The 12956-nt window shown below is 58.9% G+C and carries 8 protein-coding genes; 4 read left to right on the top strand and 4 right to left on the bottom strand.

Translation table 11 applies throughout. The features are described 5' to 3' along the window. Positions 1-214 precede the first annotated feature (214 nt). Positions 215-910 (top strand): pirin family protein, encoded by a 696-nt coding sequence (locus tag WLY71_RS18650; protein WP_347804711.1) that lies wholly within the window; start codon positions 215-217, stop codon positions 908-910. A gap of 62 nt (positions 911-972) precedes the next feature. Here the strand turns inward: WLY71_RS18650 and pgm are convergent, their stop codons facing one another. The 4 genes from pgm to WLY71_RS18630 all read right to left on the bottom strand — a co-directional run bounded on the left by pgm (position 973) and on the right by WLY71_RS18630 (position 7285). Then, the gene (gene pgm, locus WLY71_RS18645; protein WP_347804710.1) at positions 973-2619 is read right to left on the bottom strand and encodes a phosphoglucomutase (alpha-D-glucose-1,6-bisphosphate-dependent); all 1647 of its coding nucleotides are present in this window, start codon (positions 2617-2619) and stop codon (positions 973-975) included. 111 nt (positions 2620-2730) lie between these two features. Next, the gene (locus tag WLY71_RS18640) at positions 2731-4131 is read right to left on the bottom strand and encodes an aminotransferase-like domain-containing protein (RefSeq protein ID WP_347804709.1); all 1401 of its coding nucleotides are present in this window, start codon (positions 4129-4131) and stop codon (positions 2731-2733) included. Positions 4132-4198: 67 nt separating this feature from the next. Further along, the gene (locus WLY71_RS18635; RefSeq protein ID WP_347804708.1) at positions 4199-5686 is read right to left on the bottom strand and encodes a hypothetical protein; all 1488 of its coding nucleotides are present in this window, start codon (positions 5684-5686) and stop codon (positions 4199-4201) included. A 576-nt stretch (positions 5687-6262) separates the two neighbouring features. Further along, entirely contained in the window at positions 6263-7285 is a 1023-nt protein-coding gene (locus WLY71_RS18630; RefSeq protein ID WP_347804707.1) for a zinc-dependent alcohol dehydrogenase family protein, read from the bottom strand. Positions 7286-7553: 268 nt separating this feature from the next. On the opposite strand from WLY71_RS18630, the gene WLY71_RS18625 reads away from it, so the two are divergent. From WLY71_RS18625 to WLY71_RS18615, 3 genes are all read left to right on the top strand, one after another. Further along, a complete protein-coding gene (locus WLY71_RS18625) occupies positions 7554-8471 on the top strand; it encodes a LysR family transcriptional regulator (RefSeq protein WP_347804706.1) in 918 nt (305 codons plus the stop codon). A gap of 318 nt (positions 8472-8789) precedes the next feature. Next, on the top strand, positions 8790-10043 hold the full coding sequence (gene mexE / locus WLY71_RS18620; RefSeq protein WP_008156373.1) for a multidrug efflux RND transporter periplasmic adaptor subunit MexE: 1254 nt from the start codon (positions 8790-8792) through the stop codon (positions 10041-10043). Positions 10044-10058: 15 nt separating this feature from the next. Next, a partial coding sequence (locus tag WLY71_RS18615) for a multidrug efflux RND transporter permease subunit (protein WP_347804705.1) occupies positions 10059-12956 on the top strand: 2898 nt, incomplete at its 3' end.

The raw sequence follows: 12956 nt of genomic DNA, 5'->3' as shown, positions 1-12956 counted from the left end.
TGAAATGCTTACAGGTCATTGGCTTATGCGATGAAGTGAAGGTTGGGTGAGAATCTTTCGAGGTTATTTGATATCAAATTATTCGTTTGCATTGAGGTACTTTTTACGCTTTTTATCGATCAGTGCCTGATAGATGATGCTCGCCATCAACCACCGGTTCGCGCTTCGTGGCTCAGGCGCTCTGCCCCATGACGAACCTTTTCAGGAGACGATCATGCTTGAACTCAGACCCTTCAACTCCCTGGGCGGCGCCCACCATGGCTGGTTGGATGCTCATCACCACTTTTCGTTCGCCGAATACCATGACCCAAAACGCATGAACTGGGGCAACCTGCGGGTGTGGAACGACGACGTGATTGCCTCTGGCACCGGGTTCCCGAAACACCCGCACCGGGACATGGAAATCATCACTTATGTGCGTGAAGGCGCAATCACTCACGAAGACAACCTGGGCAACAAGGGTCGTACCGAAGCGGGCGACGTTCAGGTCATGAGCGCCGGCACCGGGATCGCCCACAGTGAATACAACCTGGAAGCGACCGAGACCAGGATATTCCAGATCTGGATCATCCCGAACGAAACCGGTTTGGCACCGTCCTGGGGCGCCAAGCCTTTTCCAAAAGGCCAGCGCGAAGGTTTCGTAACGCTGGCGAGCGGTAAGGCCGGCGACGATCAAAGCCTGCGGATTCGAGCCGATGCGCGATTGGTGGCCGCGAACCTGAAGGCCGGTGAGTCCGCCGAGTATCGCCTTGACAATGGCCGTCGCGCCTATCTGGTTCCCGCTACCGGTGTCATTGAAGTCAATGGCTTGCGTGCACAAGCTCGAGACGGTATTGCGGTTGCCGATGAGCAAGTGTTGCGGGTGACCGCCATCGAAGACAGTGAAATCGTCCTGGTGGACCTGGCTTGATCGGGTAAATGCGGGACAAAAAAAGGGGCGACCGTCATGGCCGCCCCTTTTTACATTCTGGATTACTTCGCAGAGATCGCGCCGTCCACCAGTGTTTGCGCTTCTGCCACCAATTGCTTGAGATGGTCGTCACTGACGAAGCTTTCAGCGTAGATCTTGTAGATGTCTTCGGTGCCCGACGGACGCGCCGCGAACCAGCCATTCTCGGTCATGACTTTCAGACCACCGATCGCCTGGTCGTTACCCGGTGCATGACTGAGGATGTTCTGGATCGCTTCGCCCGCCAGTTGGGTCGAGGTGACCTGGTCCGGCGACAATTTGCTCAGCAGTGCCTTCTGCTCAGGGTTGGCCTTGGCATCGACGCGCACCGAAAACGGTTCGCCCAGTTCTTCGGTCAAGGCGCGATAGGCCTGACTTGGGTCGCGGCCGGTGCGGGCGGTCATTTCTGCGGCCAGCAGTGCCGGGATCAAGCCGTCCTTGTCGGTGCACCAGACGCTGCCATCCTTGCGCAGGAACGAAGCACCGGCGCTTTCTTCGCCGCCGAAGCCCAGAGAGCCGTCGAACAGGCCATCAGCAAACCACTTGAAGCCGACCGGCACTTCGTACAGGCGACGACCCAAACGTTTTGCCACGCGATCGATCAAGCCGCTGCTGACCACGGTTTTACCCACGGCCGCATCGGCGCGCCATTGCGGACGGTTCTGGAACAGATAGTCGATCGTTACGGCGAGGTAGTTGTTCGGCGCGAGCAAACCACCGGACGGGGTCACGATGCCATGGCGATCGTGGTCCGGGTCGCACGCGAATGCTACGTCGAAACGCTCTTTCAGACCGATAAGGCCCTGCATGGCGTGAGTGGACGATGGGTCCATGCGGATCTGACCATCCCAGTCGACCGTCATGAAGCGGAAGGTCGGATCGACCTGTTTGTTGACCACTTCCAGATCCAGACGGTAATGCTCGGCAATCGCCGACCAGTAGCGCACCCCGGCTCCGCCCAGCGGATCGACACCCAGACGCAGCTTGGCATCACGGATGGCGTCGAAGTCGATCACGTTGATCAGGTCGGCGACGTAGGTATTGAGGTAATCGTGACAATGGGTCGTGCTGGCCTTCAGCGCCTGCTCGTAGCTGATGCGCTTGACGCCGGCGAGCTTGTTGCTCAGCAGTTCGTTGGCCTTGGCTTCGATCCACTTGGTGATGTGGGTATCGGCCGGGCCACCGTTGGTAGGGTTGTATTTGTAGCCACCGCTTTGCGGCGGGTTGTGGGACGGCGTGATGACGATGCCGTCCGCCAGGCCCGAGGTGCGTCCGCGGTTATAGCAGAGAATGGCGTGGGAAATGGCCGGTGTCGGGGTGTATTCGTCACCTTCGGCGATCATTACCGTCACGCCGTTGGCGGCTAGCACTTCAAGGGCACTGGCGCCGGCCGGGGTGGACAGCGCGTGGGTGTCGATGCCGACGAACAGCGGGCCGTCAATGCCCTGGGCTTCGCGGTACAGGCAGATCGCCTGGCTGATCGCCAGAACGTGCCATTCGTTGAAACTCAAGTCGAACGAGCTGCCTCGGTGCCCGGACGTGCCAAAAGCTACGCGCTGGGTCGAGATGGCGGCATCGGGCTGGCCGGTGTAATAGGCCGTCACCAGTCGCGGGATGTCGACCAACAGTTCTACCGGTGCCGGTTTGCCCGCAAAAGGACTGAGTGTCATGCAAAACCTCTGAAGTCGAGTGGTTCAGGAATAGGAACGCAGTTTACTGGCAGTTCGACCGCAACGCGATGGGATCGATCCACGGGTACCAAGGAAGGTGTGTGGTCCGGCTCAATCGATCGACTCCAGACGCAAGGCATCCCCTAACAGGCCCAACGCCGCGGCAAGGTCATGATCACCACCGAAGGTGTGACTCAGGCGCAAGTGTTGCGCGTGCAAGCCCTGGAGACTGAACAGCTCTCCCGGTGCGATCACCACCTGGTGCTTGAGCAGGCGCTGGAACACCCGACGTACATCGACCTGGCGCAGCGAACGAACCCAGATGGTTGCACCGCCCTGGGGTTCGACAAAGTGCAAGGCATCTCCCAGACGCTCCTGCAACAGCTGAGTCATCTGCACCTTGCGGTCCTTGAGCATCCGCCGTAATACCTGAAGGTGCTGATCGACACGTCCGTTGCCGTACAAGCGAGCGATGGCTTTCTGGCGAATCGGTGACAAGCGGAACGAACGCAGCAGAAAGTACCGTTGCAGTTCAGCACTGAAATGCCGCGACAGCAGATAGCCGTATGGCGCCTCCGGTCCGATGATTTTCTCGAAGGTGGAAAACACGATTAGCCGATCGGGGTCCAGCAAGTCGCGAAACCGCTGGCCGTCCGGTTCGAATCCGAGTTCGCCGTAGCAGTCGTTTTCCAACACCCAACTGCCATGTCGCTCCAGCAAGTGCGCGACGACTTGTCGGTTGTCGTCGGGTGCCAGGCTGCCTCGCGGCATGTTCAGCCCGGATGAAACCATCACCAGCCGCACCGGCTCAGTCTCCAGCAGCTCCTTGAGCCATTCGACGTCCAGGCCACCGCTGGATTGCACCGCCAGCTCGATCACTCGCACCTGCGCAGCCTGGAGCAACCGCAGAATCGCCCAGTCGCACGGCGACTCGACCAACACCGTGGCGTCCTTGAGATTCAACACAGCGATCAGTATTTCCAGCACGCCACGCAAGTCGGCGCCAATATAGACATCGTCGGCATGCCAGCAGCGCAGCGGCGAGGTGGTGTAGCGCGCTGCCAGGGCAATGCGCAACTCCAGCTCGCCGCAAGGTTGCGATGTCGGTTGTGGCTGACGCGGATACTGGCGCAGCAGTTCTCGTTCCAGCAGTAACAACGGACTGTCGAGGGGTTGCAACAACGCCGGTTCATCGGCGCTCAAGACCAGCATTCCGGGACGTCTGGCGTTGACATAAACGGTTTCGAGCAGGTCGTTGCCACTGCTGAACGTGCAGATGGAGGACACCGGTAACGCGTAATATCCGGACTTGGCCACCGAATAAACGCGCCCTTCCTTCTCCAGAAGCGAATAAGCGTACTGAATGGTCGAGATCGACACGCTCAGACGCTCCGCCAACTGTCGCAACGAAGGCAGGCGGACTCGTGTGTCACTGACCGGTTCGTTGATCAGGTTAGTCAGATATCGGTACACCGCCTGATACGCGAAGTCAGTTTCTCGTGGCCCTTTCATGGGCGAGGGCCGAATGCCGTGTGAACGTCATCATGCATCGTCAAGAAATCTGTCAAACCACGCACTTTCAGCGCCCCGCTGACCATTCATCCGCCACCGCCGTGTCGTCGTCGTAGTCGGCTGCTGCTTGCACACCCGCGCCGTCGATTTCCAGCGCGCCTGCCCTACCCTCATCCGCAGACACCGGGCCCATGCGGTAAAGCTTGCCGATCAAGCTGACAGGCAACCCGCTGACGTCGGTCATCCATTGCAGAACCTGCTCCGGCACCGGATTGCCCTGCATTGCCCGGTGCAAATCAGGCATCGCCACGAGCATGCCGGGGTGGCACTGACGCAGAAAACGCTCAAGCACCGCGCCATTCTCGACGAAAGGTGAAAAAAGCAGGCACACCAGTTGAGCCTCGCTCAGGCCAAGGTTTTTTTGGGCCTCGGCCGCTGCCAGCACGCGCTGCTCGGCCAACGTTGCCGGATTGCCGAACGCCTCTACCGCTTGCTCGCACAACCGTTCCGCCAGCTGTTTGCGCCGCATCATCACCAATGCCCGTTGCAGGTATTCGGCAACACCCGTCTCGTAGTCGCGGTCGAGCACGAAGCACGACTGCAACCCCCGCATGTGTGCAGAGATAGAAAGACTGACGTACTCGTTGTCGCTGAGCTGAGCCGCCAGTTCGTCAGGTTGAAAACCGAGAAACTCTGTGAGCAGCGGCCAACGCTCTTCCAGGTTGCTGACCAGCATGTCGTGAATGTCAATGTACGTGGCACGACGACAGGCCTCAAATCGTTCGGCCGGACGCCACGCAACTTGGCCGTGCTCAGCATAAAAAGCGCGGTAGCAGTCACTGCCCAGTTCGTCGAGCAACGCGAAAAGCTCCTCGTAGCCGGTTTCGTGGTGATTCGTGGTCTTGAGCCCGGCCTTGGCGGCAGCACGCTTCAACCCCTCGAGAAACTGCTTCTGCTGACGAGGTGAGTCGCTGCTGATCAATGCATCGACACCGCTGTCCCAACGAGCTATTTGCCCATAGAACTCGCCGGTGGCCAGATACCCGTCGTCCCACAGATCAAGCGGCCCGTTCCAGGCGCGTCGATGGCCCACCATCAAAAGATTGAGCCGATTCGACTCACGGCCGCCTTCGGAAATCGGTGTCAGGTGGTTGAACGGCAGGACTTCCCGGTTATCGACCATCAACACTTCGACCCGAGGATCGTCGTAGAGGAACAAGGCGCTGTAGCTGCGATGGATGTTTTCCAGGGCCGTCGGGCTTACGTCGTTCAAGCGCAAGGATGCCACTCGCAACTGGAATGTCGCTGGCGCCCGGCCGGCGATACTCAGTTGTGCAGCGCGCAGCAGCGCCAGGGTGTAACAACTGTCACGGGACCCGGACTGAATCGCCAAGACCTTGTAATCGCTAATACGCTCCATGCCCCCGGCGGCCACCACCAGTCGCTGAATCATCAGCTGCAATGCCGTGCGTTCGGCGCGCGAGAAGAAACTCAGCAATCGCTGCAGCACTTGCTGATAGACATAGTTCATCGCTTGGTCATGGATATTGGTCATCTTTATTTACCTGATGCTTTTAAGTTCGATATCGCGCCAACAACGACACGCATTGCGCAATGGGTTGCTTGCCACGAATGAAGTACTGGACGTTATTGCCAAATGCTAGCACTTAAGCCTTAGTAATTATTTGAAATAACTAGAAGTCTCCCCTGCTCCCGCCAGAGACAGGTGGCCGCGAACCCCCGCAGAGCCAGCCTCTTGCGACTGCGGGCGACATCCTAGGAAATGTCCGACAGCGTCCCACAGACAATTAGCACAAAAAATAGAGAAAGAAGTCACCCATGTTTTTTTGGCAACTGCGCAACAACGAACTATTGGTCGGATATGTATTAACAGTGTGTATTGAAAAGTATCAAGCCGATACCCAGCCATGACTCATTCCTTGAGATGAAAGTAATCATTCAATTATCAAGGCTTATATGATGATTAGAAGATACAGATTGAGAGCAAAAACCAGTTCAGTTGCTGAACTGACCCATTGATGGGGCAATGGGACGTCTCATTTTGGCAGGTGCTGAAAACAGAAGAGTCCGTGGGGGCACGGACTCTTGCAGAGGGGCTTACATGAAGGGCTTATGCAGGTTCGACCTGGAGGGCGACCCGTTCGCGGCATGGGCATTCGTCCATGTAGCGGTGTGCTTCTACAAACTCGGCAAACGGGAAGACCCGAGTCTTGAGCGGCAGCAGCACGCGGTCGGCGGTCAGCTGGTTGATGTCGCGCAAGGCGCGTTGCAGTGCGACCTGGTCCTGGATGATGCCCAGTTCCGGCTTGCCGGTGAAGTTGCCGATGCAGTGCACAAAGAACTGGATGTTCTTCTGGAACGCTGCGCAGGCCGGGAATGGCGTCTGGTTGCCACCTTGCAGGCCGTACAACACCAGGCTGCCGCGAGGTGCAAGCACATCGCCAAGCAACGACATCTGTGGACCGCCGAGACCGTCAAACACAACGTCCACGCCACGGTTGTCGGTGATCTTGTTGATCTGCATCAGCAGATCCTGTTCCTCGGTGACGATGACTTTCTCGGCACCCAAGGACAACAGGTACTCACGCTCTTCCGCCGTCTTGGTCGCGGCAATGACCCGGATACCCAGAGCCTTGCCCAGCTGTACAAAGGACGGACCGGCACAATGGCTGGCGTCGGTCACCAGAGAGAACTGCCCGGGTTTGACCCGTGCCAGATCGACATAAGCGAAGTAAGCGATCAGCAGCGGCGTGTAATGCACGCTGGCTTCGATCGGGCTGAGCACGTCCGGGTAACGGGTGAGTGCCGAGCGCGGCAGAACGATCTGCTCGCCGTAGACAGGATAATCGTTGGGGCTTTCAGCCGGGAAGCTGGCGACCTTGTCACCGACTGCCAGATCATCGACGCCCTCGCCGACCGCCGTCACGACGCCGGACATTTCATGGCCAAGGCCTGAAGGCAGACGAGCGTGGGACGAGGCCAGGTTCTGGCGCCAGAGAATGTCGTACCAGCTGATGCCTATCGCCTCGACGCGCACCTGCACTTCGCCCGGCGCAGGGAGAGCGGCCGCATGCTCTTCGCATTTGAGCACCTCGGCTGGACCAAACTTGTGAAAACGGATCGTGCGGGACATCGCAAACCTCGTCAAAGAAACCTCTAATGCCCTGAACTCTATCTGGGCTTTCTACCCAAGACTATCAGTGGCTATTAATAGTCGACATGCCTGTCATTGATTCCGCAGCGCCGGCGACATCGTCAAATGCCGTGAAAACCGAAGCAGCCTTTTCAGGAAAACTGAATTACTCGGTGCAGAGTAGCAGCCTTTCCCCGTAATATTCATGCCGGCCATTGTTCTCATATGGCCGCTCTCGTCAAGCTTGATGACTCTGCCAGGACTCCAGATGAATCGTAATGACCTGCGTCGTGTCGACCTGAACCTGTTGATCGTTTTCGAAACATTGATGCACGAACGCAGTGTGACCCGCGCTGCGGAAAAACTGTTCCTCGGCCAGCCGGCCATCAGTGCGGCGCTCTCGCGCCTGCGCGGGCTGTTCGATGATCCGTTGTTCGTGCGTACCGGCCGCAGCATGGAACCGTCCGCCCGGGCAGTGGAAATCTTCGCCCTGCTCTCTCCTGCACTGGATTCGATTTCCACCGCAGTCAGCCGTGCGGCGGAATTCGACCCGGCCACCAGCACCGCGGTGTTTCGCATCGGTCTGTCGGACGATGTCGAGTTCGCGTTGCTGCCGATGCTGCTCAAGCGCCTGCGCGCCGAATCACCGGGGATCGTGCTGGTGGTGCGTCGGGCCAACTACATCCTGATGCCGAGCCTGCTGGCGTCGGGCGAAATTTCCATCGGCGTCAGCTACACCGCCGACCTGCCGGCCAACGCCAAGCGCAAAGTACTGCGCCGCAGCATGCCAAAGCTGTTGCGGGCCGACACGGTGCCGGGGCCGTTGAGCCTGGATGATTTCTGCGCACGGCCTCATGCGCTGGTATCGTTCGCCGGCGACCTGAGCGGCTTTATAGATGAAGAGCTGGAAAAGCTCGGACGCAAACGACATGTGGTGCTCGCAGTGCCGCAGTTCAACGGACTCAGCACACTCATCAGCGGGACCGATATTGTCGCGACCGTGCCGGATTACACGGCTGAAGCCTTGACGGCGGCCGGTGGTGTGCGGGCTGAAGACCCGCCGTTGCCGGTGCGCAGTTTTGAATTGCACATGACCTGGCGCGGGTCGCAGGATAATGATCCGGGTGAGCGTTGGCTACGGTCGAGGATTCAGATGTTCTTCGGGGATCCGGATAGCCTTGCTTGAGCCTGATTTTGCATGAGGGCTTCTGGCCCTATCGCGAGCAAGCTCGCTCCCACAGGGGATTTGTGTCCGTTACCGATCCAGTGTGTGGGCTTGCTCGCGATAGGCCGCAACGCGGTCTCAATCTGAACCTTTGCACTCCCCGCAACACAGAATTGTCATCAATCCAATTGATAGCCGCCTAACGAAAGGTGCACGCTAGAGAGCTTGGCTGGGGCTTATATCATTCCGAATGATAGTTACCTTTGCCTCATTCGATTCGTGCGATACAACCTCGCCGAGCATCATCCGTCCATTCTCAATACATTGGCGGATGCATCCATGGAACAATCACTCAAACATTTGCGCTTCCCGTTGGCCCTGTTGGCCGTGCTGGTGATGAGCGCCTGCGGCAAGACTCCGGACACGGCCGCCACTATGCCCGCAGCCAAGGTCAGCGTGGCCAAGGTGCTGGAACAACCGGTCAACGAGTGGGACGAATTCACCGGGCGCCTCGAAGCGCCGGAAACCGTAGAAATACGTCCACGGGTCTCTGGCCAGATCGATGAAGTGGCCTTCACTGAAGGCGCTTTGGTCAAGAAAGGCGACTTGCTGTTCCAGATCGACCCGCGTCCATTCCAGGCCGAGGTTCGCCGCCTCGAAGCCCTGGTTGCCCAGTCCCGCGCCAACGCCACCCGCAGCGAAAACGAATCCCAGCGTGGCGAACGTCTGCGCACCAGCAACGCGATCTCCGCCGAGCTGGCCGACTCGCGCACCAGCGCGGCTCAAGAAGCCCGCGCCGCCGTCGGTGCCCTTCAGGCGCAACTGGACCTGGCCAAACTGAACCTGAGTTTCACCCGTGTTACCGCGCCGATCAGTGGTCGCGTCAGCCGTGCGGAAATCACCGCCGGCAACCTGGTGACCGCCGATACCACCGCGCTGACCAGTGTGGTGTCCACTGATAAGGTCTACGCGTACTTCGACGCCGACGAGCGCGTGTTCCTCAAATACACCCAGCTCGCTCGCCAGGGCAAACGCGGTGCTACCACGCCGGTTTACCTCGGCCTCTCCAACGAAGACGGCAACCCACACCAGGGCGTGATGAACTTCGTCGACAACCAGGTCAACCCGAAAACCGGCACCATCCGCGGTCGTGCCGTGTTCGACAACAGCGACGGCGCCTACACCCCAGGCCTGTATGCACGTTTGAAACTGGTCGGCAGCGGCACCTATTCCGCGGTGCTGATCAACGACGAAGCGGTCGGTACCGACCTGGGTAAAAAGTTCGTGCTGGTGATGGATGCCGACAATAAGACGGTGTATCGCTCGGTCGAACTGGGTCCGAAGATCGAAGGCTTGCGCATCGTGCGCAGCGGCCTGAACAAGGACGACACCGTCATCGTCAAGGGGCTGCAACGGGTTCGCCCGGGTTCGCCGGTCACACCTGAAGTGATCCCGATGGCCAGCGAGCAAACCCTCGCCGCTCTGGCTCAACAACGACAAGCGCTGGAAGCCAGCAACCTGCCCCAAGTCGCACCTGCCAAGGTCGCGCCGGGTTCGGTTGTGAAACTGGCTGCTGCGACTCCACGCGGTTAAGGGACGACAACTCCGATGAATTTTTCCCAATTCTTCATTTCACGGCCGATCTTTGCAGCGGTACTTTCGCTGCTGATTCTGATCGCCGGCGCCATCTCGCTGTTCCAGCTGCCGATCAGCGAATACCCGGAAGTGGTTCCGCCGACCGTTGTGGTTCGTGCGAATTTCCCGGGTGCCAACCCTAAAGTCATCGGTGAAACCGTGGCGGCTCCTCTAGAGCAAGCCATCACCGGCGTCGAGAACATGCTGTACATGTCCTCGCAGTCCACCGCTGACGGCAAGATCACCCTGACCATTACCTTTGCGCTGGGCACTGACCTGGACAACGCACAGGTACAGGTGCAGAACCGTGTGACCCGGACCGAGCCGAAACTTCCCGAGGAAGTGACGCGCATCGGTATCACCGTGGACAAGGCTTCGCCCGACCTGACCATGGTTGTGCACTTGACCTCGCCAGACAAACGCTACGACATGCTCTACCTGTCCAACTACGCCTTGCTGAACATCAAGGATGAGCTGGCGCGTCTGGGCGGTGTCGGTGACGTGCAGCTGTTCGGCATGGGCGATTACTCGCTGCGTGTCTGGCTTGATCCGAACAAGACCGCTTCGCGTAACCTGACCGCCACCGACGTCGTGACCGCGATTCGTGAACAGAACCGTCAGGTGGCTGCCGGTGCCTTGGGTGCGCCACCTGCACCGAATGCCACTGCCTTCCAGCTGTCAGTCAACACGCAAGGTCGTCTAGTTTCTGAAGAAGAGTTCGAGAACATCATCATTCGCTCCGGCGAAAACGGTGAAATCACTCGCCTGAAAGACATCGCTCGCATTGAGTTGGGTTCCAGCCAATACGCTTTGCGTTCGCTGCTGAACAACCAACCGGCGGTGGCGATCCCGATCTTCCAGCGCCCTGGTTCCAACGCGATCGAAATCTCCAACGAAGTGCGCGACAAGATGGCGGAGCTGAAAAAGAGCTTCCCGGAAGGCATGGACTTCAGCATCGTCTATGACCCGACGATCTTCGTGCGCGGTTCCATCGAGGCGGTGGTTCACACCCTCTTCGAAGCGCTGATCCTCGTGGTTCTGGTGGTGATCCTGTTCCTGCAAACCTGGCGCGCCTCGATCATTCCGTTGGTGGCGGTGCCGGTTTCGCTGATCGGTACATTTGCCGTGATGCACCTCTTCGGCTTCTCGCTGAACGCCCTGTCACTGTTCGGCCTGGTGTTGGCCATCGGCATCGTGGTGGACGACGCCATCGTGGTGGTGGAAAACGTCGAGCGGAACATCGGACTGGGGCTAACGCCGGTCGACGCGACCAAGCGTGCGATGCGTGAAGTGACCGGCCCGATCATCGCAACGGCGCTGGTGCTGTGTGCGGTGTTTATCCCGGCGGCTTTCATCTCCGGGTTGACCGGGCAGTTCTACAAACAGTTCGCCCTGACCATCGCGATCTCGACTGTGATCTCGGCGTTCAACTCGCTGACGCTGTCGCCCGCCCTGGCTGCGGTGTTGCTCAAAAGCCATGACGCACCGAAGGACCGTTTCTCCAAGGTCCTCGACAAGATCTTTGGTGGCTGGCTGTTCCGTCCGTTCAACCGCTTCTTCGACAAGGCCAGCCATGGTTATGTCGGCACCGTGGGCCGGGTTATCCGCAGCAGCGGCATCGCCCTGCTGCTGTACGCAGGCCTGATGGTGCTGACCTTCTTCGGTTTCGCCAACACCCCGACCGGTTTCGTACCCGGCCAGGACAAGCAATACCTGGTGGCCTTCGCGCAACTGCCGGACGCTTCGAGCCTGGATCGTACCGAAGACGTGATCAAACGCATGTCCGACCTGGCCCTGAAACAGCCTGGCGTGGAAAGTGCGGTGGCCTTCCCTGGCCTGTCGATCAACGGTTTCACCAACAGCCCCAACGCCGGCATCGTCTTCGTGACCCTGAAACCGTTCGATGAGCGTAAAGACCCGAGCATGTCCGCCGGTGCGATTGCCGGTGCGTTGAACGGCCAGTTCGCCGGGATTCAGGAAGCCTACATGGCGATCTTCCCGCCGCCGCCCGTACAAGGCCTGGGCACCATCGGTGGTTTCCGGCTGCAGATCGAAGACCGGGGTAACCTGGGTTATGACGAGCTGTACAAAGAAACCATGAACATCATCAACAAAAGCCACAGCGTGCCGGAACTGGCCGCCCTGTTCACCAGCTACACCGTGAACGTGCCGCAAGTCGATGCAGCTATCGATCGCGAAAAAGCCAAGACCCACGGTGTGGCCGTCAGCGACATCTTCGACACCCTGCAGATCTATCTGGGTTCGCTGTATGCCAACGACTTCAACCGCTTTGGTCGTACTTACCAGGTCAACGTTCAGGCTGAACAGCAGTTCCGTCTCGAACCGGACCAGATCGGTCAGCTGAAAGTGCGTAACAACAAAGGCGAGATGATCCCGCTGGCGACCTTCATCAAGGTCAGCGACACCTCGGGCCCGGACCGTGTAATGCACTACAACGGCTTCATCACCGCTGAAATCAACGGTGCGGCAGCCCCCGGCTACAGCTCCGGCCAGGCCGAAAAAGCCATCGAGAAACTGCTCAAGGAAGAACTTCCGAACGGCATGACCTACGAGTGGACCGACCTGACCTACCAGCAGATTCTGTCCGGTAACACCGCACTGTTCGTGTTCCCGCTCTGCGTACTGCTGGCGTTCCTGGTACTCGCGGCTCAATACGAAAGCTGGAGCCTGCCACTGGCGGTGATCCTGATCGTACCGATGACCTTGCTGTCGGCCATCACCGGTGTGATTGCTTCGGGAGGCGACAACAACATCTTCACCCAGATCGGCTTGATCGTACTGGTGGGGCTTGCCTGTAAGAACGCGATTCTGATCGTCGAGTTCGCCAAGGATAAACAGCAGGACGAAGGC

Origin of the sequence: Pseudomonas rossensis, from assembly GCF_039888995.1 — a bacterium.
Classification (GTDB): Bacteria; Pseudomonadota; Gammaproteobacteria; order Pseudomonadales; family Pseudomonadaceae; genus Aquipseudomonas; species Aquipseudomonas rossensis.
Note: the sequence above shows the minus strand (reverse complement) of the source record. Positions and strands in the feature narration are given on the sequence as shown.

Excerpts from the sequence above, each read along its gene's own strand:
- WLY71_RS18650 (WP_347804711.1), top strand. The coding sequence starts at position 215 with ATGCTTGAACTCAGACCCTTCAACTCCCTGGGCGGCGCCCACCATGGC.
- pgm (WP_347804710.1), bottom strand. The coding sequence starts at position 2,619 with ATGACACTCAGTCCTTTTGCGGGCAAACCGGCACCGGTAGAACTGTTG.
- WLY71_RS18640 (WP_347804709.1), bottom strand. The coding sequence starts at position 4,131 with ATGAAAGGGCCACGAGAAACTGACTTCGCGTATCAGGCGGTGTACCGA.
- WLY71_RS18635 (WP_347804708.1), bottom strand. The coding sequence starts at position 5,686 with ATGACCAATATCCATGACCAAGCGATGAACTATGTCTATCAGCAAGTG.
- WLY71_RS18630 (WP_347804707.1), bottom strand. The coding sequence starts at position 7,285 with ATGTCCCGCACGATCCGTTTTCACAAGTTTGGTCCAGCCGAGGTGCTC.
- WLY71_RS18625 (WP_347804706.1), top strand. The coding sequence starts at position 7,554 with ATGAATCGTAATGACCTGCGTCGTGTCGACCTGAACCTGTTGATCGTT.
- mexE (WP_008156373.1), top strand. The coding sequence starts at position 8,790 with ATGGAACAATCACTCAAACATTTGCGCTTCCCGTTGGCCCTGTTGGCC.